Source organism: Cellulomonas terrae (genome assembly GCF_007990265.1).
Lineage (GTDB): Bacteria > Actinomycetota > Actinomycetes > Actinomycetales > Cellulomonadaceae > Cellulomonas > Cellulomonas terrae.
This window is the reverse complement of sequence record NZ_BJWH01000021.1, coordinates 16,559-39,380: the sequence shown is the minus strand read 5'-3', so window position 1 is coordinate 39,380 and position 22,822 is coordinate 16,559. Positions and strand designations below refer to the sequence as shown.

Genomic DNA, 22,822 nt, shown 5'->3' with positions numbered 1-22,822 from the left:
GACGTCCGCACTCGTGCGGGGTCACGCGTGCAGGAGTGCGGACGTTGTGGGTCAGTCGCCTCGGGTGTCCGTGTACAGGGCGTCGATGTCGGTCGCGAAGTCCTCGAGGATCACCGCGCGCTTCATCTTCAGGGAGGGCGTGAGGTACCCGTTCGCCTCGGTGAAGTCCGTGGTGAGCACGCGGAGCTTGCGGATCGACTCCGCGCGCGAGACGGCCTCGTTGGCGCGCTCTGCGGCGCGGTCGAGAGCCTGCAGGACGCGCGGGTCGGTCGCCGCCTCGTCGACGGACATGGCCGGCAGGCCGTGGTTGGACAGCCAGCCGGGGAGCATGTCGGCGTCGAGCGTGACCAGGGCACCGATGAACGGGCGCTGGTCGCCGACGACGACGACCTGGCTGATCAGCGGGTGACCCCGGAGCCGGTCCTCGAGCACCGCGGGAGCGACGTTCTTGCCGCCCGCTGTGACGATGATCTCCTTGGTCCGGCCGGTGATTGTCAGGTAGCCGTCGTCGTCGAGCGTGCCGACGTCTCCGGTGCGGAACCAGCCGTCGACCAGGGCCTCCGCGGTGGCCTCGGCGTCGTGCCGGTAGCCGCGGAACACGTGCGGTCCGGACACGAAGACCTGCCCCTCGTCGTCGACCCGCAGGGCGGTGCCGGGGAACGCGGGTCCGACGGTGCCGATCTTGGTGAGCCCGGGCCGGTTCACGGCTGTCGGCGCGGTGGTCTCGGTGAGCCCGTAGCCCTCCAGCACCTCGACGCCGATGCCGCGGTAGAAGTGCCCGAGCCGTTCGCCCAGCGGGGCGCCCCCGGAGATGGCGTACTGCGCGCGACCGCCGAGCGCCGCGCGGAGCTTGCTGTGCACCAGGGTGCCCGCCAGCCGGTGCCGAGCACGCAGGGCCGCGCTGGGCCCCGACGAGTCGAGCGCGCGCGAGTAGTCCTCCGCAGCCTTGGCGGCCCACCGGAACAGCGTCAGCTTCGCGCCCGAGCCCGCCTTCTGCTCGGCCGAGTTGTAGACCTTCTCGAACACGCGCGGCACCGCCAGGATGAACGTCGGCTGGAACGCGGCGAGGTCGCCGAGGAGGTTCTTGGCGTCGGGCGTGTGGCCCAGGACGGCGCCCGAGGGGACGCAGAGCACCTGGATGAACCGCGCGAACACGTGCGCGAGCGGCATGAAGAGCAGGGTCCGCGACCCGGCCTGCGCGCAGACGTCACCGAGCCCGGCGACGCCGTTGAGCGTGAGAGCGACGAAGTTGCCGTGCGTCAGCTCGACACCCTTCGGGCGGCCCGTCGTGCCGGACGTGTAGATGATCGTCGCCAGGTCGTCGGCCCGCGCCAGCGCGCTGCGCCGGGCGACCTCGGCGTCGGTGACCCCGGTGCCGGCGGCGACGAGCGACGCGACGGCGCCGTCCTCGATCACGAGCACGTCCGTCAGCCCGGGGAGGTCGTCCCGGACCTGCGCGACGACCGCGGCGTGCTGGGCGGTCTCGACGATCGCGAGTCGCACCCCGGCATCGGCCGCGATCCAGCGGACCTGCTCTGCCGAGGACGTCTCGTAGACCGGGACGCCGAGCGCACCCGCGGCCCAGCAGGCGAAGTCGAGCAGGGTCCACTCGTAGCGCGTGCGGGACATGATCGCGACGCGGTCGCCGGGTTCGACGCCGCGCGCCACGAGCCCCTTGGCGACAGCCGTGACCTCGGCGACGAACGCCGACACCGTGACCGGCGTCCACCGGCCGTCGACGACGCGCTCGGCGAACACCCCGTCCGGGTCGCGCGCGAGCCGGTCCGTGAGCAGCCCCGGGATGCTCGCGGCCGGGTCGGGCTCGACCAGGGGGTCCGACCGGAACTCGCGCACGTCAGTCCTTCGGCGCCGGGGGCACCAGGACGGCGTCGCGCGCCACGCACGTCTCGGCCTCGCCGTCGACGAGCGTGAGGGTTCCCGTGACCCGGCCGGCCGCGCGGATGTCGCCGAGCGCCGACTCGACGCCCGGGCGCAGGGCCGCGGGCACGACGAGCTCGACCGCGGTGATCTCGGTGCGCATCGACAGCTTGGCCTCGGACTTCACCTTGCGCAGCGCGGCGAGCGCCGAGCCTGCGGCGGAGACGACGCCCGGGTCCGCCGACGTGCGCAGCGGCTCGGCGGTCGGCCACGGCGCGCGGTGCACCGAACCCTCGCGCCACCACGACCAGACCTCCTCCGTCGCGAACGGCAGCACCGGGGCGAACAGGCGCAGCAGCACGTCGAGGGCGATCGCCAGCGCGGCGCGAGCCGAGGTGGTCTCCGGGGACGGGTCGCCGTAGGCGCGGTCCTTGACCAGCTCCAGGTAGTCGTCGCAGAACGTCCAGAAGAACGTCTCCGAGAGCTCGAGCGCGCGGGTGTGGTCGTACGCGTCGAGGGCCGCGGTGGCCTTGTCGACGACGTCCGCGAGGCCGGCGAGCATCGCGCGGTCGATCTCGGACGTGACGAGCGCGGGGTCGAGCGCGAGCGGCTCGTCGGCGGCACCGAACGAGAGGGCGAACTTCGAGGCGTTGAGCACCTTGATGGCGAGGCGTCGGCCGATCTTCATCTGGCCGATCTCGAACGCCGCGTCCGTGCCGAGTCGCGCCGAGGCGGCCCAGTACCGGACGGCGTCGGAGCCGTGCTCCTCGAGCAGGCCCATCGGCGTGACGACGTTGCCCTTGGACTTCGACATCTTCTTGCGGTCGGGGTCGAGGATCCAGCCGCTGATCGCGGCCGACGACCACGGCAGCGAGCCGTGCTCCAGGTGCGAGCGGACGACCGTGGAGAAGAGCCAGGTACGGATGATGTCCTGGCCCTGGGGGCGCAGGTCCATCGGGAACACGCGGCTGAACAGGTCGGGGTCCGTGCGCCAGCCGCCGACGATCTGGGGGGTCAGCGAGCTGGTGGCCCAGGTGTCCATGATGTCGGGGTCGGCCGCGAAGCCGCCCGGCACCCCGCGCTGGTCGGCCGTGTAGCCGGCGGGCACGTCGGAGGACGGGTCGATCGGGAGCTGGTCCTCGGTCGGCAGGAGCGGCTTGTCGTGCTGCGGCTCGCCGTGCTCGTCGAGCGGGTACCAGACGGGGAACGGCACGCCGAAGAAGCGCTGCCGAGAGACCAGCCAGTCGCCGTTCAGGCCGCTGACCCAGTTCTCGTAGCGGACCTTCATGAAGTCGGGGTTGAACCCGAGCTCCGCGCCGCGGGCCAGCAGCGCCTCGCGCAGGGACTCGTCGCGACCGCCGTTGCGGATGTACCACTGGCGGCTGGTGACGATCTCGAGGGGCTTGTCGCCCTTCTCGTAGAAGTTCGCCTTGCGCTCGGTCTTCACCGGCTCGCCGTCCAGGTCGCCGGTCTCGCGCAGGCCGGCGACGACGGCCTCCCGTGCGGAGAACGTGGTCTTGCCGGCGAGCTCCTCGTACCGGGTGCGTGCCGACTCGGTGCTCAGCCACTCCGGGGTGTCCCGCAGGATGCGGCCGTCGCGACCCACCACGGAGCGCGTCGGCAGCTGGAGCTCGCGCCACCACTGCACGTCGGTCAGGTCGCCGAAGGTGCAGCACATCGCGATGCCGGCGCCCTTGTCGGGCTCGGCCAGCGCGTGCGCCAGCACGGGGATCTCGACGTCGAACAGCGGCGAGCGGACGGTGGTGCCGAACAAGTGCTGGTAGCGCTCGTCGTCCGGGTGCGCGATGAGGGCGACGCAGGCGGGCAGCAGCTCCGGACGCGTCGTCTCGATGTGGACGGGACCGTCGGCACCGTGGAACGCGACCCGGTGGAACGCACCGGGGTAGTCGCGCGCCTCGAGCTCGGCCTGGGCGACGGCCGTCTGGAACGTCACGTCCCACAGGCCCGGCGCCTCGGCCTGGTACGCCTCGCCGCGCGCGAGGTTGCGCAGGAACGCCTGCTGGGCGACGGCGCGGGACTCCGCGGAGACCGTCTGATAGGTCCGCGACCAGTCCACCGACAGGCCGAGCCGACGCCACAGGGCCTCGAAGAGCCGCTCGTCCTCGACCGTCAGCCGCTCGCACAGCTCGACGAAGTTCTTGCGGCTCACCGGCACCTGCGGCCCCGACTTGCCCTCGCCGCCCTCGAACGGGGGAGCGAAGTCCTCGTCGTAGGGCAGGGACGGGTCGCAGCGGACGCCGTAGTAGTTCTGCACGCGGCGCTCGGTGGGCAGGCCGTTGTCGTCCCAGCCCATCGGGTAGAACACCTCGCGGCCGCGCATGCGCTGGAACCGCGCGACGACGTCGGTGTGCGTGTACGAGAACACGTGGCCCACGTGCAGCGAGCCGGACACCGTCGGGGGAGGCGTGTCGATCGAGTACACCTGCTCGCGCGTGGCCGTCCGGTCGAACGCGTACAGGTCCTGCGCGGTCCACGCCTCGTCCCAGCGGGTCTCGACACCGTCGAGGGAGACCCGGTCCGGTACCTGCCGTGTACCCGTGGTGGACAGGGGTGCGGCGGGCGTGTTCGGGGACTCAGAGCTCATGGGTCGACATCTTCCCAGATCGTCGGGCGTCGAGGATCCGGCGACGAACAGGCGAACACTCGGTGAACTGGTGCGGTCCGGGCGCGGACCGGCGCGCCCCGGGTGCGAGGATCGCCACTCGCCGGGTCGTGAGCGCATGATCGGGAACACACGATCGGACGGGGAGGCTGGCGATGGCGGCCGAGGGGTTCCTCCGTGCCGACCTCGCGCCCGCGCCGCGCACCCTCGTCGACGTCCTCGAGGCGACGGCGCTGGCGCACGGCGACGCCCCCGCGATCGACGACGGCAGCACGGTCCTGACCTACGCCGAGCTGCTGGTGGCCGTCCGCGCGGCCGCGGCTGGCCTGGCAGGTGCGGGCATCGGACCGGGCGACCGCGTCGGGGTGCGCATCCCGTCGGGCACGGCCGAGCTCTACACGGCGATCCTCGCGGTCCTCGCCGCCGGCGCCGCGTACGTGCCCGTCGACGTGGACGACCCGGACGAGCGCGCGCGGACCGTCTTCCGCGAGGCGAGGGTGGCGCGGGTGCTCACCGAGGGCGACCTCGCGGGCCTGCGCCGCACCGCCGAGCCGCGCCGGCCGACGCTGGAGGACGACGCCTGGATCATCTTCACGTCGGGCTCGACCGGTGCACCCAAGGGGGTCGCGGTCACGCACCGGTCGGCGGCCGCGTTCGTCGACGCCGAGGCCCGCCTCTTCCTCCAGGCGGCACCGCTCGGCCCGGGCGACCGGGTGCTCGCCGGCCTGTCCGTGGCCTTCGACGCCAGCTGCGAGGAGATGTGGCTCGCCTGGGGGCACGGGGCCTGCCTGGTCCCGGCACCTCGTGCGCTCGTGCGCACCGGCATGGATCTCGGTCCGTGGCTCGTCGCGCAGGGCATCACGGTCATCTCGACGGTACCGACGCTGGCCGGGCTGTGGCGCGCCGAGGAGCTGGCGGGCGTCCGGCTCCTCATCTTCGGCGGCGAGGCGTGCCCGCCCGAGCTCGTCGCGCGGCTGGTCGGGGACCGGCGGGAGGTCTGGAACACGTACGGACCCACGGAGGCGACCGTCGTCGCGTGCGCGGCGCTGCTCACCGGCGACGGGCCCGTGCGCATCGGGCACGCGCTCGACGGCTGGGACCTCGCGGTCGTGGCCCCCGACGGTTCGCCGGTCGAGGAGGGTGGGCTCGGCGAGCTCATCATCGGCGGTGTCGGGCTCGCGCGGTACCTCGACCCGGCCAAGGACGCCGAGAAGTACGCGCCCGCCGAGGGCCTCGGGTGGCAGCGGGCGTACCGCAGCGGCGACCTCGTCCGGTACGAGCCCGAGGGGCTGGTCTTCGTCGGGCGCGCCGACGACCAGGTCAAGGTGGGCGGCCGGCGCATCGAGCTGGGCGAGGTCGACTCCGCCCTGCTCGGGCTGCCGGGGGTCGCCGGAGCCGCCGCCGCCGTACGCAGGACACCGGCCGGCACTTCGGTCCTCGTCGGCTACCTCGTCCCCGAGCCCGGGATCGAGCTGGACCTCGCCGACGCCCGCCACCGCCTCACCGGCATGCTCCCGGCCGCGCTGGTCCCGCTGCTCGCCCCCGTGGAGTCGATCCCGACCCGGGGCTCCGGAAAGGTGGACCGCGACGCGCTCCCGTGGCCGCTCGCACGTCCCGACGAGGAGTCCGCGCCAGCTGTCGGGCTGACCGCGACGGGTGCGTGGGTGGCGGAGCGCTGGACCGCGGCGCTCGGTGTCGCCGTCGCCGGCCCCCGCGACGACTTCTTCGCGTCCGGTGGGGGGAGCCTGGTGGCTGCGCAGCTGGTGAGCGCCCTGCGGGAGCGGTTCCCCACCGTGACCGTCGCGGACGTCTACGAGTATCCGCGGATCGGGGACCTGGCGCGCCGGCTCGACGAGTTCGAGCCGACGGTCGCAGCCGAGGCGCGGGTCGTCCTGCCGACCCCGCTCCGGGCACAGCTCGTCCAGACGGTGCTCGCGCTGCCGCTCGCCGCGCTCGTCGGGCTGCGGTGGCTGACCTGGCTGCTGGCGGCGGACGCGGTGCTCGTCGCGACGACCGGAGCGCCCTGGGTGCCCGTCGTGCTCGGCGTCTGGTGGTGGGTGGCGCTCGGGTGGCTCGTGCTCATCAGCCCGCTCGGGCGCATGGGGACCACCGTCGTCGTCGCCCGGACGCTCCTGCGTGGCCTGACGCCCGGCCGGTACCCGCGCGGCGGGGCGGTGCACCTACGGCTCTGGTTCACCGAGTCGTGGGCCGCGGCGGCGGGTGCGGAGAACCTGTCCTGCGCTCCGTGGACCGCGCAGTACGCGCGCGCGCTCGGCGCGACCATCGGCCGCGACGTCGACCTGCACGCTCTGCCGCCGGTCACCGGCTTGCTCACGCTCGGCAACGGCTGCGCGGTCGAGCCGGAGGTCGACCTGCGCGGGCACTGGCTGGACGGCGACGTGCTGCGAGTCGGCCGGGTGCGGATCGACAAGCGGGCGACCGTCGGGACGCGCAGCACGCTGGCGCCCGGCACCCGCGTCGGTGCCTGGGCCGAGGTCGCACCCGGGTCCGCCGTGCTCGACTCCGTACCGCCCGGCGAGCTGTGGGTGGGGTCGCCCGCGGTGTTCGACGGGCCGGCGCGTCGCCACTGGCCGCGCGACAAGGCACCCCGCGGCCGGCGCTGGGTGGCCGCCTACGGTGCGACGGCCGCGGCGCTCGCGGCCCTGCCGGTGGTGGCAGCGGCGTGCGGGCTGCTCGTGGTCGGGATCGGGCTCCGAGACGCGACGACGCGGTCCGAGGCGGCCGTCGACGCCCTGCGGGCCGTCCCGCTCGGCGCGGTCACGATGGTCGTCGTGCTCGCTGTGGTGACGCTCGTGTCCGTGCGGCTGCTCGGGCTCGGCTTCCGCGAGGGGTACCACGCCGTGCGCAGCCGGGCGGGCTGGCAGGTGTGGGCGACGCTGCGGCTCATGGACGACGCCCGCACCACGCTGTTCCCGCTCTACTCCAGCATGGCGACACCGGTGTGGCTGCGGGCGCTCGGGGCCGACATCGGCAAGGACGTCGAAGCGTCGACGGCTCTCATGCTCCCGACCCTCACGACGGTCGGGGACGGGGCGTTCCTCGCCGACGACACGCTCATCGGCTCCTACGAGCTCGGGCACGGCTGGCTCCGGGTGGAGCGCAGCAAGGTGGGCAAGCGGGCGTTCCTCGGCAACTCGGGGATGATCGCGCCCGGCCGCGCGGTGCCGAAGCGGGGCCTCGTCGCCGTCCTGTCCGCCACGCCGGAGGACGCGCGGGCGGGCACCAGCTGGCTCGGGTCACCGCCGGTGAAGCTGCGCCGGGTGGCGGGGGAGTCCGACGACGCGCGCACGTTCGCGCCCCCGACGCGGCTGCGGATCGCACGCGCGCTCGTGGAGCTCTGCCGGATCGTGCCCGTGATCTGCACGTTCGGTCTCGGCGTCGTCGTCCTGCTCGCGCTCCAGGCCGCCTTCGACGCGTGGGGGCTCGGTGTCGCAGCAGCGCTGTCCCCGGTCGTCGTGCTCGGTGCTGCCGCAGTCGCCTGCGCCCTCGCGACCGCCGCGAAGTGGCTCCTCGTCGGACGCCTCCGGCCGGGCGACCACCCGCTGTGGAGCTCGTTCATCTGGCGCAACGAGCTTGCCGACACGTTCCTGGAGGTCGTCGCGGTCCCGTGGTTGGGTCCGGCCACGAACGGCTCGCCCGCGCTGACCGTCTGGTTGCGGACGCTCGGTGCGCGCATCGGCCGCGGCGTCTGGTGCGAGACCTACTGGCTGCCCGAGGCCGACCTGGTGACGCTCGGCGACGCCGCCACCGTGAACCGTGGGTGCGTGCTGCAGACACACTTGTTCCATGATCGGGTCATGAGCATGGACACAGTCGAGCTCGGACGCGGCGCGAGCCTGGGCCCGCACGGGGTGGTGCTGCCCGCGGCGAGCCTCGACGACGGGGCCCGCGTCGGGCCGGCGTCGCTCGTGCTGCGCGGCGACACCATCCCCGCCGGGTCCCGCTGGACGGGGAACCCGGTGTCCCCGGCGTGACGCAGCCGCCGGAGGACCCCTACCTGCCCGGTCGCCCGGACGGTGGCCTCTCGGTGGACCGGTACGAGCTGGAGCTCGACTACCGCGTGGCCACGAACAGGCTCGACGCCCGCGCCGTCGTGCACGCCCGGGCGTCGAGCGTGGTCGACCGGGTGTCGCTGTCCCTGCGTGGGCTGCGCGTCAGCCAGGTGCTGGTCGACGGGAGGCGGCCCGAACGGTGGTCGCACCGCGACGGCCGGCTCACCGTCCGGCTCGGCCGTGCCGTGCTCGTCGGGACGTCGCTCGTCCTCGAGGTCCGTTACGGCGGACAGCCGGGACCCGCCCGCGGACCGTGGGGCGAGGTCGGGTGGGAGGAGCTGGAGGACGGGCTCATCGTGGCCGGCCAGCCCGACGGCGCACCGACCTGGTTCCCGTGCCACGACAGCCCCGCGGACAAGGCCACCTTCTCCGTGGTCGTCACCGCGGAGGCCGGGTACGAGGTGCTCGCCAACGGGCGGCTCGTCTCGCGCGCGCCCAGGGCTGGGCGCGTCCGGTGGGCCTACGACCAGGCCGAGCCCATGGCGCCGTACCTCGCCACGCTGCAGATCGGCCGCTACCAGCGCTTGGAGCACGGCACCCAGCTGCTCGTCCCCCCGCGGCTGCAGCAGGCGGCGGAGCACGACCTCGCTCCTCAGCCCGAGATGATGGCGCTCTTCGAGGAGCGCTTCGGGCCCTACCCGTTCGCCGCCCCGTACACGGTCGTCGTCACCGACGACGATCTCGAGATCCCGCTGGAGGCGCAGGGGCTCTCCGTGTTCGGCGCCAACCACATGGACGGACGGCGCGGGTCGGAACGGCTGGTGGCGCACGAGCTGGCGCACCAGTGGTTCGGCAACAGCCTGACCGTTGGGCGGTGGCGGGACATCTGGCTGCACGAGGGCTTCGCCTGCTACGCCGAGTGGCTGTGGTCGGAGGCGTCGGGCGGCTGGACGGCGCACCGCCACGCGCGCTCGGCGCACGCGCGCTTGATGATCCTGCCGCAGGACCTGGTCATCGGGGATCCCGGCGCGGCGGCGATGTTCGACGACCGTCTCTACAAGCGCGGTGCGCTGACCCTGCACGCCCTGCGCCTCACCGTGGGGGACGACGTGTTCTTCCAGATCCTGCGCACGTGGACCGCGCGCTACCGGCACGGGACGGTCAGCACGGAGCAGCTCGTCGCGTGCGCGTCCGAGGTGGCCGGCACCCCGGTCGCGCTCCTCGTCGAGTCGTGGGTCTACCGGGCGGCCCTGCCGGCGCTGCCGTAGGGATCATTCGGCCTGGTCCCGCGGTTAGGGTGATTCGGGGACGATCTCGCGGAGCACCGCGTACCCCGCGCTCACAGGAGTCAGTAGATGGCACAGGTCACGGCGGACGGCCTCACGGTCGGGTACGCGGCGATGCTCGAGCAGTTCCACCCGACCGAGGCGGTCGAGCTGTCCGTCCACGCGGAGGCCCACGGGTTCTCCGGTGTGATGGCCGCCGACCACTACCAGCCGTGGGTCCCCGCGCAGGGCCAGGCCGCGTTCGTCTGGAACGTGCTGACCGCCCTCGGCGAGCGCACCACCGGTGACATCGGCCCCGGCGTGACCGCCCCGACCTTCCGCTGGCACCCCGCGATGGTCGCGCAGGCGTCGGCCACGCTCGCCGCGATGTACCCCGGGCGCCACTGGCTCGGGCTCGGCTCCGGCGAGGCGCTCAACGAGCACATCGTCGCGAACTACTGGCCCGAGGCCCCCGAGCGGATCAACCGCATGTTCGAGGCCATCGAGATCATCAAGAAGCTGTTCACCGCCTCGATCGCCGGCAAGGACGTCAAGCACGCCGGGCAGTTCTACAAGGTGGAGTCCACCCGGTTGTGGACCATGCCCGAGGTCGCCCCGGAGATCCTCGTCGCCACCGCCGGCCCGGTCACGGCCAAGCGCGCCGGCCGGCACGCCGACGGGCTCATCACCGTCGGCGCACCGCTGGAGAAGATCTCCGGCCTGTTCGGCAAGTTCGACGAGGGTGCGCGCGAGGCCGGCAAGGACCCCGACACGATGCCGAAGGTCCTCCAGCTCCACCTGTCCTGGGCGGAGACCGACGAGCTCGCCCTCGCGCACGCCATGCACGAGTGGCCCAACGGCGGCATGAAGTTCCCGAAGGCCGACATCCGCTCCCCGTTCGACTTCGAGCAGATGGCCAAGCTGGTGCGACCCGAGGACTTCGAGGGCCGCATGGTCATCTCCGCGGACCCCGACAAGCACCGCGCCGAGATCCAGAAGTACGTCGACCTCGGGTTCGACCGCATCTACCTGCACAACGTCGGGCGCAACCAGCGCGAGTGGATCGAGACGTTCGGGGCGGACGTGCTGCCCAAGCTCGTGCGATGAGCACCCGCCTCGAGGTCTGGGCACCCGACGGGCTCCCGGAGATCGCACCCGGCGACGACCTGGTGGCGCTGCTGGTGACGTTGCTCGCCGACGACCCGCTCGTCGACGGTGACGTCCTCGTGCTGACGTCGAAGGTCGTCTCGAAGGCGGAGGGACGGGTCGTCTCCGCCGACGACCGCGAGCAGGCCATCACCGACGAGACCGTGCGGGTCGTGGCCACCCGTGAGCACGCCTCCGGGGTGACGAGGATCGTCGAGAACCGGCTGGGCCTCGTCATGGCCGCCGCCGGCGTCGACGCGTCGAACACCCCCGAGGGGACAGTCCTGCTGCTCCCCGTCGACCCGGACGCGTCCGCTCGGGCACTGCGTGCCGGCCTCTCCGCGGCCTTCGGCGTCCGGATCGGCGTCGTCGTCACCGACACCGCCGGACGGCCCTGGCGGCAGGGCGTCACCGACATCGCGATCGGCGCCGCCGGGCTCGTCGTCCTCGACGACCTGCGCGGACAGGTCGACTCGTTCGGCCGCCCCCTCGTCATGACGCAGGCCGCCGTCGCCGACGAGATCGCGTCCGCCGGTGAGCTGGTCAAGGGCAAGGCCGAGGGGCGACCGCTCGCCGTCGTCCGAGGCCTCGGCCACCTCGTCACCGACGACGACGGCCCCGGTGCGCGGGCGCTCGTGCGGCTCGGTGCCGAGGACATGTTCGCGCAGGGCAGCGCCGAGGCGTACTCGCAGGGCTGGAAGGACGCGCTGCGGGAGCAGTCCTGACCGTGCCGGCTGTCGCTGCAGCGGACCACGGCAGCCCGCACAGGAGGCGCGCACGTCGCCGCGGGTTCAGAGCGGGTGTTCGTGAGATCGCGTCCGATCCGCCTCCCAACGGAGAACTCGGTCAGAGCCGCGACGACGCCGTGACGTCCAGGTCGTCGAGGTAGTCGTACAGGCCCACGATCATGCGGGCTACCGCGACGGCCTGCCGACCGGCCGGTGTCAACCGGGTGCCGTCCGCGGTGCGCGCGACGACGGGCGTCCCGACGTGGCGCTCGACCGCGCTGATGTGCGCGCTGATGGTGCTCGGCGCGTACCCGAGCGACCGTGCCGCCGCGATCATCGAGCCGAGATCCGCCACCGCGACCAATGTCATGAGTTGAACGGCGGTGATGTGCATTGAGCCCCCTGAGGCATCCGACCGGCGGCACGCTAGCAGCCCGGCACCGCGCCAGGGGGCGGCAGTCAACAGGCATCGCCGCCGTCAGCCGGCTGCGGTGCGCGAGCCCGACGTCCGATGTCCGGTACCCGACGTATCGGATATTCAGTGATCGCGCATGCCCTTGACCTGCTGCTCTGCGATGCAGAAGCCTCGGTCCCGCCGGGTCAGGTGCCCGGCACCGGACGTGCACTCGTCCGGTCATGACGAACCGCGCCGGGCACTGGCATGCCCGACGCGGTTCCGGTGCGGCGTCGCCGCGCCCTTCACACAACCCAGAGAGAAGTGTGAGATGACAGCGTACAGAAGGCGCTTCTACCGGATCACGGCGTCAGCCCTGGTCGGTGCCATGGGCATCACGGGGATCGCGGCCACCGCATCGGTGGCATCGCCGTCGTCCGTCGGTTCGAGCGTGAGCAGTTCCACGTCGACGTCAGTCGGTGCGCCGGCCGCTTCCGTTTCCGCCTTCGCGGCAGGCAGCGCCGTCCCCCTCCAGGTTCCCGGGCCTTCTGCGCCGGGTGCCGTCGGCGGGAGCTCGACGACGCTTGGCGTGGCAAGCGCAATCATCAAGGCCATCAAGGCGATCCCCAAGCTGTGGAACGCGGCGGTCGAGAAGGTGAAGGCCGGATACCGGGCGTTCAAGTCCTGGTGGGAGAACTCGGTCCCGCAGTGGATCAAGAACCTCATGACGGGCGTGACCATCTACGACATCTACCAGGAGATCCGCAACCTCATCGGTCTCTAGTGGCGTGACGCGCTCGGGCTCGACCGGAGAGTTGCGGTCGAGCCCGAGTGCCGCTGCTTGTGAAGGGATTCAGACGTGCAGAGTGACGACCATGGCGTCGAGGACTCGTCGACCGCCCGTCCGGGACGGCGAGACTCCGACGTCTCGGCATTGACAGGCATCGGGTTGCTCCTGCTCCTCGCGTCGCTCGTCGTGGGGCGGTTCTCAGGCGGTGAGCTCGTGGCGATGTTGGTAGGGCTCGCGTCCCTGGTTCCGTTCGGCGCGGCCGTGGTCGTCGGGATCCGGCGTCGGGTGGGAAGAGCGACGGTTCTCCCCGTCGTGCTCTTCGTGCTCACGGCGGTGCTGGGTGTTGTACGCCTCACCTGAGCACGGAGCAGGGCGGCGAGAAGGGCCGACGATCAGTTGCCGGCGCCCTGAGGGGCGGCAAGCAGACAGGGGTGGGTACGGGTGCGTGTGCAGGTAGGGAGCGAGAGTCCGGCATCGGTGGGGCTCGTCGCACACGGGCTGACCAAGAGCTATGGAGGGCGGCTCGCGGCGGACGATGTCTCGTTCACCGTTCGGGGCGGTGAGATCACGGGATTCCTCGGCCCGAACGGATCGGGGAAGTCGACGACGATGCGGATGCTCGTCGGGCTGTCGAGACCGGACCGGGGGCAGGCGATCCTCGACGGCACGCCCGTCGCGGCCTACCACAACCCTGGACTGCGGCTCGGTGCGCTGCTCGACGCCAGTGCCGTCCACGACGGACGGAGCGTTCGGGAGACGATGTCCATCGCGACACAGACGATGGGGCTGGCACGGTCGACGGGTGACGAGTGGTTGTCGCGAGTAGGCCTCTCGTCCGTCGCTCGACGTCGTGCAGGGGCACTGTCGCTCGGCATGCGCCAGCGGCTCGGGCTGGCGATCGCGTGCGTCGGCTCCCCCCGCTACCTGGTCCTGGACGAGCCGATGAACGGCCTCGACACCGAGGGCATCGGATGGGTGAAGTCCCTGCTGCGCCTCATCGCGGACGACGGCGCAGGCGTGCTGATCTCCACGCATCTCATCGGCGAGATCGAGGATCTGGCGGACCGGGTCGTCGTCATCGACCGCGGGCGCGTCGTCGTCGAGGCCGATCCGCGCGCGCTCGGCGCGCCCCTGACGGTGGTTCGCTCCGCGGACGACGTGGCGCTGGTCCGCGCGCTGGAGGCGGCTGGCTGCCCCGCCACGACCACGCCTCATGGGGTCACGACCGCCGCGGCTCCGGACCTCGTGGGGCGTGTTGCCCTGTCTGCGGCCGTCGCGCTCGTCGAGCTGCGAGAGGAGCGGGCCAGACTGGCGTCGTTCGTGCTCGACAACACGCGAGGCGAGTTCGCGGCTCCCGACGGGCTCGAACCGGTCGGCATCCCGAGCACGGCGCCAGCACCTGCTCCTGAAAGGACCTCGTCGTGACGGCGGACGTCAGTGTCGGTGCATCGCGGTCTGTGACTGACGACGCGTTGAGTCGGGACACGCCGATCCCGTTCGGGAGACTGGTCGCGGTCGAGATGCGCAAGTCCGTGGACACGCGTGCGGCGAGGGCAGTCCTGGGGACGTTCATCGTCATCGGGGCGCTCATCCTGGTTCTCGCCCTGGTCAACGACCCGGACGCGTCACTCGCTACAGCCGCACTGCCCGCGACTCTCCTCGTGGCAGGTTTCCCGGTCATCGGTGTCCTGGTCATGACGTCCGAGTGGGGACAGCGGACGGCCGTGACCACGTTCCGGCTCGTGCCTCGGCGGTCGCGGGTGCTCGCCGCGAAGGTCGCCGCTGCCCTTGTCGTCTCGCTCGCGACCGTCACCGTGCTCCTCGTCGTGTGCCTCTCGATCACGGCCGTCGCCCTCGCCGCACGAGGTGGGTCCGTGACCGCCGCGGGGGTGGGCGAGGAGATACGCCTCGCGTACGTGTCTGTCCTCACGGCGACGCTCTTCGGGCTGGCGTGGGGAGCGCTGCTGCGGTCGACGCCGGTTGCCCTGGTGTTCACGATCGTGGCGTCACTCGTCGCCGACCTCGCCCTGAGGGTCGCCCTCGGTGACGTCGCCCGTTGGTTCACCAGCGAGACGTCCGCCACCTGGCTGCTCGGCGAGGAGAGCCTCTCGCTCGCGGCCGTCACCTCGGCGGGCATCTGGTACGTGGTCCCGCTGGTCGTCGGTTGTTGGCTGCAGACGCGATGGGAGGTCCGCTGACGGCGGCGGTGCCGGAACCGCCAGGGCTAGTGGCCGCGTCGGTGGCGGGAGGTCGACGAGCCAGTCGGTCGGAAGGATGCTCAGGAGCCCGCTGCAGCCTTGGCGGCAGCCTTGGCGGCCTGCTTGGTCGCCCGCACCTCGCTCAGGGACGTCGGGTCGGTGACGTCGGCGATCGAGCGGCGCGCACCGGGTTCCCCGTAGGCGCCGGCGGCCTCGGCCCAGCCCGCGGGCTGGACGCCGCGCTGCTTGCCGAGGAGCGCGAGGAAGATCCGGGCCTTCTGGTCGCCGAAGCCGGGCAGTGTCTTGAGCCGCTTCAGGACGGTCTTGCCGTCGGGGTCGCCGTCGGTCCACAGCCGGGTGACGTCGCCGTCGTAGTCCTCGACGACGGCGGCGGCCACGGCCTGGATGCGACCGGCCATCGAGCCCGGGTAGCGGTGGACCGCCGGGGGAGTCGCGCACAGGGCGGCGAACGTCTCCGGGTCGGCCTCCGCGATGCGGTGGACGTCGAGACCGTCCATGCGCGACGCGATCTTCGCCGGGCCGGCGAAGGCGGACTCCATGGTGACCTGCTGGTCGAGGAGCATGCCGATGAGGAGGGCGAACGGGTCGTCGGTCAGGAGCTGGTCGGCGGTCGGGTCGCCGGTGAGCCAGAGGGTCATGTCGGCATCCTCTCGCAGGTGGGGGAGGATGCGGCAGTGCGATGGGTCGTGGTGGTGCCCGTGAAGCCGGCGGTCGACGGGAAGACGCGGCTGGCCGGGGTGCTGTCCACGCCGGCGCGGGAAGGGCTGGTCCGGGCGATGGCGCTCGACACGATCGCCGCGGCGGTCGCGACGACCGAGGTGGTGCGGGTGGTCGTCGTGACGGCGGACGTGCCGCTGCGGACGCTGCTGGCGGGGTCGGTCGACCTCGTCGACGAGCCCGGTGGGGGACTGAACGGAGCGGTCCGCGCGGGCATCGACCGGGCGGTGCGGTCCGATGCCGGTGTCGCGGTCCTGCTGGGCGACCTGCCCGCGCTGCGGCCCGACGATCTCGCGGACGCGCTGAGCATGGCGAGCGCCCACGAGCGTGCGTTCGTGGCCGACGCCGACGGCACGGGCACGACGTTGCTCGCCGCGTCGCCCGGTGTCGCGCTCCAACCGCGGTTCGGTCCGGGGTCCGCGGCCGCGCACGAGCTGGCCGGTCACGTGCGTCTGGCGGTCGTCGCGACGTCCACGGTGCGGCGCGACGTGGACGTTCCCGACGACCTGATCGAGGTGGCGCGGCTCGGCGTCGGCCCGGCGACGCGCGCGGTGCTCTAGCGTCGGCCCGTGCGCCTCTTTCGTTGTCCCCGCTGCGCGAACGTGGCGTTCATCGAGTCCGTGTCCTGCGACGGGTGCGGCCTGGAGCTCGGCCTGCACCCGCCGACACTGACGATGCGGGCTGCGCCCACGCAGGGCAGCGACGTCGACGGCACGTGGTGGTTCCCGTGCGCGAACCGGCTGTGGGACTGCAACTGGCTCACGGCGGCGGACTCCGGCTCCGGCCAGTGCGTCTCGTGCCGGCTGACCCGCACGCGGCCGGGCAACGACGACACCCTGGCGCTGGAGAAGCTCGCGACCGCGTCGGGCGACAAGCGCCGGCTGCTGGTCCAGCTCGCGGACCTCGGGCTGCCGATCACCCCCTGGTACGAGCGGCCGGGCGGGCTCGGGTTCGACCTCCTGTCGTCCCGGTCCCACGGCGCGCGCGTCACCATCGGGCACGCCAACGGGATCGTCACGATCGACCTGGCGGAGTCGCTCGACGCGCACCGCGAGGCGTTGCGGATCCGGCTGGGCGAGCCGTACCGGACGATGCTCGGGCACTTCCGGCACGAGGTCGGGCACTACTACGAGTGGATCCTCGTCGAGCAGACCGGCTGGATCGACGAGTGCCGGACGATCTTCGGCGACGAGCGCTCGTCGTACCGCGACGCGATCGCCCGGCACTACCGCACGGGTGCGCCGCACGACTGGGCGGAGAGCTTCATCTCCGAGTACGCGACGATGCACCCGTGGGAGGACTTCGCGGAGTGCTTCGCCCACTACCTGCACCTGACCAGCACGCTGCAGACCGCGGCGGGCGGGAACATGAGCATCCGGGTGGAGGGTGTGCCGCAGATCGCCGACGGGGAGGTGCGCCCGCGGACCAGCTACGCGGACGCGGCGATGGTGGAGATCCTCGCCGACTGGCTTCCCGTCTCGACGTTCCTCAACCGGGTGAACCGCGCGATGGGCAAGGGCGACCTGTACCCGTTCACGATCGCGGCGCCGGTGGCCCGCAAGCTCGACTTCGTGCACCGGGTCGTCACCGCGTCGAGGGTGGAGCAGCCGCTCGGCTAAGGCAGCGCGCCCACCAGGGCGAGCGCGTCGGCGGCGATGCGGGCGGTCGTCGGCACGTCGGTCATGAGGGTGGGCGCGGCGCCCGCGATCCAGCCCTCGGACCGCAGGGCGTCGGCCGCGTCGGCGTCGCGCTCGTCGACGAGCCACGCGTCGAGCACCCCGTCGGGCCGGCGGCCGTAGTGCCGCGCGACGGCGACGGCGCTGGTCTCGACGCCGATCGCCGTCAGGCACGCGTCGGCCATCCCGCGCACGGGTGCTCCGCCGATCACGGGGCTGACGCCGACCACCGGAGCGGACGACGTGCGCAGCGCGTCGCGGACGCCGGGGATCGCCAAGATGGTCCCGACGGAGACGACGGGGTTGGACGGCGGGACGACGACCACGTCGGCCTCGGTGAGGGCGGCGAGGACGCCGGGTGCGGGGGCGGCGGTCGCCAGGTTCGTCTGCACGAACCGCGCTGCGGGGAGCGTCGCCCGGTGACGCACCCACCACTCCTCGAAGTGGATCTCCTGACCGTCGGCGGTGACGACGTGCGTCTCGACCTCGTCGTCGGTCATCGGCAGCAGCGTCACGCGGGGTGCCCAGCGTTCGGCGAGGCGGGCCGTGACCTGGGACAACGGCAGCCCGGTGCGGAGCAGCTCGGTCCGGGCCAGGTGGGTGGCGAGGTCCAGGTCGCCGAGCGTGAACCACTCCCAGCCGAGCCCGTACGCGGCGAGGTCGTCGCTGGTCCGCCGGGTCTCGTCGCGTCGGCCCCAGCCCTGCTCCTCGTGCACGGCGCCGCCGAGCGTGTACATCAGGGTGTCGAGGTCGGGGCAGACGCGGACGCCGTGCAGCCACAGGTCGTCGCCCGTGTTGGCGACGACGGTGACGTGGGCGCGTTCGCCGAGGAGGCTCAGCAGGCCGCGGGTGAAGCGGGCGCCGCCGACGCCGCCGGACAGGACGGTGACCTTCATTCGGACCTCGTCGGCTCGTGGAACGCGATGACTGGTCGGCCGGTGCGCGGGTGCTCGAGGATGTCGGCCTCGACGCCGTAGACCGTGCGCAGCAGGTCCGGGGTCAGGACGTCGCGCGGGTGGCCTGCCGCGGCCAGGTGCCCGTCGGCGAGCACGAGCACGTGCTCGCAGAACGCGGCCGCGAGGTTGAGGTCGTGCAGCGCGGCGACCGTCGTCGTGCCCAGGTCCCGCACGAACGCCAGCAGGCTCAGCTGCGCGCTGACGTCGAGGTGGTTGGTCGGCTCGTCGAGGAGCAGGAGCTCAGGCTCCTGCGCCAGCGCCCGGGCGATCTGGACACGCTGGCGCTCTCCGCCGGAGAGCGAGGACCAGGGACGCTCCGCGAGGTGGTCTGCCTGCGCGCTCACGAGCGCGCGGTCGACGGCTGCGTCGTCGGGGTCGGTGCCCCACAGGCTCCGGTAAGGGATCCGGCCCAGCGACACGACCTCGCGGACGGTCAGCGGGACGGTGCTCGTGGACTCCTGCTCCAGCAGGGCGATCTGACGCGCGCGCGTCCTGCGCGGAAGCTCGTGCACCGGGGTGTCGCGGACGAGCACCGCGCCCTTCTCGGGCGGCAGCAGCCCGGCGACCAGCCGCAGCAGCGTGGTCTTGCCCGCCCCGTTCGGCCCGAGCAGCCCGGTCAGGTGACCGGCCGGCGGGGTCGCGTCGATCCCGTCCACCACCCAGCGTCCGCCGAGGCGGGTGCCGACGCCGTCGAGGGTCAGGTCCATGCCGACCCCTTCCCGCGGCGCAGCAGGAACGCGAAGACCGGGACGCCGATCAGGGCGGTGACGATCCCGACGGGCAGCTCGCGCGGGTCGAAGACCGTCCGCGCGAGCGTGTCCGCCCAGATCAGGAACACGGCACCGCTCAGCGCGGCGACGGGCAGCAGCCGGCGGTGCGCGGGGCCGGTCAGGGACGAGACCGCGTGCGGCAGGATCAGGCCGACGAACCCGATGGCGCCGCTGACCGCGACCATCGCGCCGGTGAGCAGCGCGACGACCGTCATCAGCGTCCAGCGTGTGCGGTCGACGTCGATGCCGAGGGCCGCGGCCGACGTGTCCCCGAACGCGAACGCGTCGAGCCGCGTCGCGCTGAGCACCAGGACCGCGCCGACGACGACGACGGCGATGCCCGCGATGGCGACCGACGTCCACGTCGCGCCGGCCAGCGAGCCGAGGAGCCAGGTGAGGATCTCGCGGTAGGAGTCGCCCGTCGAGCTCCAGAAGATGACGAAGCTCGTCCCGGCCGCGGCCATCTGGGACACCGCGAGACCGGCGAGGACCGTCCGCGCCGGTGACAGGGTGCTGCCCGAGCGGGCGAGGGCCAGGGTCGCGACGAGGGCCAGCAGGGCCCCGGCGAACGCGGCGACCGGCAGCAGCAGGCTCACACCGACGACGAGCACGGCGACCGCCCCGAGCGAGGCACCTGAGGAGAGGCCGAGCAGGTACGGGTCGGCCAGCGGGTTGCGGGTCAGGCTCTGCATCACCGCGCCCGCGATCGCGAGGCCGGCACCCACGGCCGCGGCCGTGAGCACGCGCGGGAGGCGCAGGTCCCACACGATCGCGTCGTGCAGGCGCGGGACGGCCTCGACCGGCAGGCCGAGGTGGCCCGCGATGCTCCGCGCGACCTCCGCGACGCCGAGGTCCGCCGGACCGATGGTGACCGTGACCAGGACGGTGACGACCAACGCCGCCAGCCCCGCGAGGACGAGCAGCGTCAGGGGCGTGCGGCGTCTCACCCCAGCTCGGTCAGCTGGTCGCTGAGCGAGGCGACCGCGTCGGCGTTCCGGACCCCGGCCTCGCCCGCCGCGAACGGGACGACGAGATACTGCTTCTCCCGCACGGCCGTGAGCTGGCTCGTCGCCGGGTTGGCCTCGAGCAGACCGATCTTCTTCTCCGCGGTGTTCCACGCGGCGTCGACGAGCACGATCACGTCCGGGTCCGCCGCCACGACCTGCTCCCAGCCGGCCGACGTCCAGGTGTCGTGCACGTCCGCAAAGATGTTGGTCAGCCCCGCGGCGTCCATGATCATCTGCGGCGCACCGATGCCTGCCCCGACGTACGGGGTGTCCGTGCCGGAGCTGTACCAGAGCGCGGTCGTCTCCTCGGCCGGCTGCTGCACCGCGTCCAGCGTGGCCTCCTGCTCCGCGACGAGCTCCTCCGCCCGCTCGGGTACCCCGAAGATCGTCGCGACCTCCCGGATCTCGTCCGCGACCTCCTCGAACGTCAGCGGGTCGGGCATGTAGCCCTCCTCCTTGCAGGCCGCGGGGGAGACGTACGTGGTGATCCCGAGGTCGTGCAGCGCCGCGCGGTCGCCGGCGCCGTCTGCGGAGAAGTTGGACTCCCAACCGCCGTAGACGAAGTCGGGTTCCAGCGCGAGCAGCGCCTCCTGTCCGGGGACCTTGTCCGAGACCACCGGGACGCTCGTGTAGGCGGACTCGTACTCCGCCGGGACCGGGCCGTCGGCGAACGCGGTGCCGATGAGCACGTCCTGCATGCCCAGCGCCAGGAGCATCTCCGTGGCGGTCGACTTGATGGTGACGACCTTCGTCGGCGGCGCGGTGATCGTGACCTCCGTGCCGCAGTTGTCGAGCGTGACCGGGGCGAACGTGGCGCTCGCGGTCCCGGTCGGTGCCGCTTCCGGGGCGCTCTGGGCGGAGCACGCCGCGAGCGCCAGTGCGGCGACGGCGGTCAGGAGGACGGGACGGATCCTGGGCATCGGGATGAGGGCTCCGGGGGCTCTGCGGTGGGGGCGCGCGAGCACGTCGCTCGGCGTCGGGGGTGGGGTGCACGTCGCACCTCCGGAGGGCCGCCCACGTCCGGGCGGCGCGACCCGGCCACAGCCGGCCGGGTTCCGGGCACAGAGTAGGCCTGGAGGGTGGCGTGTCGGCAAGTGGGGATCGTGGGTGCTGCGCGGATCGGCTCCGTGGCCTTGCCGTGGCCGAAACCAAGGATTAGGATCGAACGCATGTTCGAAGAACGGTAGGAGCGGGGATCCGGGGCTCGGGGAGGTCCCGGATCCCGCTCGTGCCGGGTCGCACGTGCAGGCGTCAGGGTGCAGCGGCGAGGGCCAGCGCCAGCGCGACGTCGTCGACCTCGGCTCCGAGCAGGCCCACCGTGATGCGGACATGGCCGCCCTCGGCAGCGTCTGCTGCGAGCGGGCCCGCCGGTTGCCCTCCGTCGGCGGAGAACGGTGCCCCCGGGGCCACGCGGATGCCGGCGGCCTCCAGGCGGACCAGGGCGGTGCGCTCGTCGTGGACCGGGAGCCAGACGTTGATGCCGTCGCCGGGATCGATCGTGATGCCGTGGCCGGCGAGTGCGTCGCGCAGGGCTCGGCGGCGGGCGTGGTAGACGCGTCGGGCGTGGGCGACGGCCTCGATGGCGGTGCTGTCGGTGAGCAGGTCGACGAGGACGTGCTGGAGGAGGCGGCTGGTCCAGCCGGGGCCGAGCATGCGGCGGGCGACGAGGCCGTCGAGCACGGAGGCGGGTCCGCCGACGGCGGCGATGCGCAGGTCGGGGCCGTGGGACTTGGAGTAGGAGCGGACGTGCACGACCCGGTCGGGCAGGAGCGACCCGAGGCTGACGTCGCGGGCGGACGCGATCTCGCCCGAGTGGTCGTCCTCGACGACGAGGGCGTCGTGCCGGCGCAGGACGGCGGCGAGCTCGCGGGCGCGCGTCGAGGTCATGCTCACGCCGGTCGGGTTGTGGGCGCGCGGCTGGACGACGACGACGCCCGCCCCGGCGTCGAGCGCCCGCTCGAGCGCGTCGGGACGCATCCCGTGCCGGTCGAGCGTGACCGGCACGCGTTCGAGGCCGAGCTGGTCCACGAGATCGAACAGCGGTGGGAAACCGGGGTCCTCGACCGCGATGCGGGAGCCGTAACCGGCGACCCGCTCCAGGGTGCGGCTGATGGCGTCGAGCGCTCCGTCGACCACGGTGATGCGCTGCGGTGCGAACGGCCAGGAGTCGCGCAGCAGCACCTCGAGGGCGGGGACGACGGGGGAGGTCACATAGGCGCCGGTGTCGGCTGCGGGTCGCTGGCGGGCGACGCGGGACAGCGCGGGGCCGATCAGGGGCAGCAGCTCGGGGTCGGGGGTGCCGGTCGAGAGGTCGAGCCGTGCGGGTGCGCCGCCGGCGAGCTCGCGGTAGCGCGGCGGGAGCCAGCTGGCCGGGGGCGGGAGCACGACCGTGCCGGCGCGCCCGCGGGAGATCACGATGCCGACGGCCGAGAGCGCCTGCCAGGCGCCGCTGACGGTCGCGGGGCTGACGCCGAGGTCGGCGGCGAGCGTGCGGACGGTCGGCAGCCGGTCGCCGGGGCGCAGGTCACCGCCGCGGACGAGGCGCGCCACGGTCGCGGCGATGCCGCGCGGGCTGCGGTCGTCGACGTGGGAGGCGAGGTCCATGCCGGTCAGGATGCACGCCGCGGGCGGGACCGAGGA

At 73.0% G+C, this 22,822-nt stretch carries 19 protein-coding genes; 9 read left to right on the top strand and 10 right to left on the bottom strand.

Translation table 11 applies throughout. The features are described from left to right. Positions 1-51: 51 nt before the first annotated feature. Both CTE05_RS16420 and valS read right to left on the bottom strand, forming a co-directional pair. Complete coding sequence (locus tag CTE05_RS16420) at positions 52-1,854, bottom strand: AMP-dependent synthetase/ligase (RefSeq protein WP_146847391.1); 1,803 nt, start codon at positions 1,852-1,854, stop codon at positions 52-54. Position 1,855: 1 nt separating this feature from the next. After that, the gene (gene valS / locus CTE05_RS16415) at positions 1,856-4,483 is read right to left on the bottom strand and encodes a valine--tRNA ligase (protein WP_146847390.1); all 2,628 of its coding nucleotides are present in this window, start codon (positions 4,481-4,483) and stop codon (positions 1,856-1,858) included. Positions 4,484-4,656: 173 nt separating this feature from the next. On the opposite strand from valS, the gene CTE05_RS16410 reads away from it, so the two are divergent. The 4 genes from CTE05_RS16410 (at position 4,657) to CTE05_RS16395 (ending at position 11,650) form a co-directional block, all read left to right on the top strand. Then, positions 4,657-8,496 carry a Pls/PosA family non-ribosomal peptide synthetase gene (locus CTE05_RS16410; RefSeq protein ID WP_146847389.1) on the top strand — a complete coding sequence of 1,280 codons (3,840 nt, stop codon included), beginning with the start codon at positions 4,657-4,659 and terminating at the stop codon, positions 8,494-8,496. Beyond that, a complete protein-coding gene (locus tag CTE05_RS16405; protein WP_222595501.1) occupies positions 8,493-9,782 on the top strand; it encodes a M1 family metallopeptidase in 1,290 nt (429 codons plus the stop codon). The genes CTE05_RS16410 and CTE05_RS16405 overlap by 4 nt, the downstream gene beginning before the upstream one ends. 87 nt (positions 9,783-9,869) lie before the next feature. Next, positions 9,870-10,886, top strand: coding sequence for a TIGR03557 family F420-dependent LLM class oxidoreductase (locus CTE05_RS16400; protein ID WP_146847387.1), 1,017 nt, complete (start codon positions 9,870-9,872; stop codon positions 10,884-10,886). After that, a complete protein-coding gene (locus CTE05_RS16395) occupies positions 10,883-11,650 on the top strand; it encodes a coenzyme F420-0:L-glutamate ligase (RefSeq protein WP_146847386.1) in 768 nt (255 codons plus the stop codon). The genes CTE05_RS16400 and CTE05_RS16395 overlap by 4 nt, the downstream gene beginning before the upstream one ends. Before the next feature lie 121 nt (positions 11,651-11,771). Here CTE05_RS16395 and CTE05_RS16390 read toward each other — a convergent pair whose 3' ends face one another. Together CTE05_RS16390 and CTE05_RS20360 are read right to left on the bottom strand one after the other, a co-directional pair. After that, the gene (locus CTE05_RS16390; protein WP_186814903.1) at positions 11,772-12,023 is read right to left on the bottom strand and encodes a helix-turn-helix domain-containing protein; all 252 of its coding nucleotides are present in this window, start codon (positions 12,021-12,023) and stop codon (positions 11,772-11,774) included. A 378-nt stretch (positions 12,024-12,401) separates the two neighbouring features. Then, positions 12,402-12,653 carry a hypothetical protein gene (locus tag CTE05_RS20360; protein ID WP_186814902.1) on the bottom strand — a complete coding sequence of 84 codons (252 nt, stop codon included), beginning with the start codon at positions 12,651-12,653 and terminating at the stop codon, positions 12,402-12,404. Between CTE05_RS20360 and CTE05_RS16385 the strand changes: the two genes are divergently transcribed. From CTE05_RS16385 to CTE05_RS16375, 3 genes are all read left to right on the top strand, one after another. Then, positions 12,637-12,831 carry a hypothetical protein gene (locus tag CTE05_RS16385; RefSeq protein ID WP_146847384.1) on the top strand — a complete coding sequence of 65 codons (195 nt, stop codon included), beginning with the start codon at positions 12,637-12,639 and terminating at the stop codon, positions 12,829-12,831. The genes CTE05_RS20360 and CTE05_RS16385 overlap by 17 nt on opposite strands. A gap of 483 nt (positions 12,832-13,314) precedes the next feature. After that, positions 13,315-14,262, top strand: a complete 948-nt coding sequence (locus CTE05_RS16380; protein WP_146847383.1) for an ABC transporter ATP-binding protein — start codon at positions 13,315-13,317, stop codon at positions 14,260-14,262. Between the two features lie 95 nt (positions 14,263-14,357). After that, on the top strand, positions 14,358-15,035 hold the full coding sequence (locus CTE05_RS16375) for a hypothetical protein (RefSeq protein WP_146847382.1): 678 nt from the start codon (positions 14,358-14,360) through the stop codon (positions 15,033-15,035). 80 nt (positions 15,036-15,115) lie between these two features. Here the strand turns inward: CTE05_RS16375 and CTE05_RS16370 are convergent, their stop codons facing one another. Then, entirely contained in the window at positions 15,116-15,694 is a 579-nt protein-coding gene (locus CTE05_RS16370) for an HhH-GPD-type base excision DNA repair protein (protein WP_146847381.1), read from the bottom strand. Positions 15,695-15,730: 36 nt separating this feature from the next. Here CTE05_RS16370 and cofC point away from each other — a divergent pair, with 36 nt between their 5' ends. Then, complete coding sequence (gene cofC / locus CTE05_RS16365) at positions 15,731-16,333, top strand: 2-phospho-L-lactate guanylyltransferase (protein ID WP_146847380.1); 603 nt, start codon at positions 15,731-15,733, stop codon at positions 16,331-16,333. Positions 16,334-16,342: 9 nt separating this feature from the next. After that, positions 16,343-17,392, top strand: coding sequence for a zinc-binding metallopeptidase family protein (locus CTE05_RS16360; RefSeq protein ID WP_281286194.1), 1,050 nt, complete (start codon positions 16,343-16,345; stop codon positions 17,390-17,392). Here the strand turns inward: CTE05_RS16360 and cofD are convergent. The 5 genes from cofD to CTE05_RS16335 all read right to left on the bottom strand — a co-directional run bounded on the left by cofD (position 17,389) and on the right by CTE05_RS16335 (position 22,786). Then, entirely contained in the window at positions 17,389-18,345 is a 957-nt protein-coding gene (gene cofD, locus CTE05_RS16355; RefSeq protein ID WP_146847379.1) for a 2-phospho-L-lactate transferase, read from the bottom strand. The two genes, CTE05_RS16360 and cofD, sit on opposite strands and share 4 nt — an antisense overlap. Next, positions 18,342-19,112, bottom strand: coding sequence for a putative F420-0 ABC transporter ATP-binding protein (locus CTE05_RS16350; RefSeq protein WP_146847378.1), 771 nt, complete (start codon positions 19,110-19,112; stop codon positions 18,342-18,344). The genes cofD and CTE05_RS16350 overlap by 4 nt, the downstream gene beginning before the upstream one ends. Continuing rightward, positions 19,103-20,122 carry a putative F420-0 ABC transporter permease subunit gene (locus CTE05_RS16345; protein ID WP_146847377.1) on the bottom strand — a complete coding sequence of 340 codons (1,020 nt, stop codon included), beginning with the start codon at positions 20,120-20,122 and terminating at the stop codon, positions 19,103-19,105. The genes CTE05_RS16350 and CTE05_RS16345 overlap by 10 nt, the downstream gene beginning before the upstream one ends. After that, entirely contained in the window at positions 20,119-21,102 is a 984-nt protein-coding gene (locus CTE05_RS16340; protein WP_146847376.1) for a putative F420-0 ABC transporter substrate-binding protein, read from the bottom strand. The genes CTE05_RS16345 and CTE05_RS16340 overlap by 4 nt, the downstream gene beginning before the upstream one ends. A gap of 331 nt (positions 21,103-21,433) precedes the next feature. After that, a complete protein-coding gene (locus CTE05_RS16335; RefSeq protein ID WP_146847375.1) occupies positions 21,434-22,786 on the bottom strand; it encodes an aminotransferase-like domain-containing protein in 1,353 nt (450 codons plus the stop codon). Between the last annotated feature and the right edge of the window lie 36 nt (positions 22,787-22,822).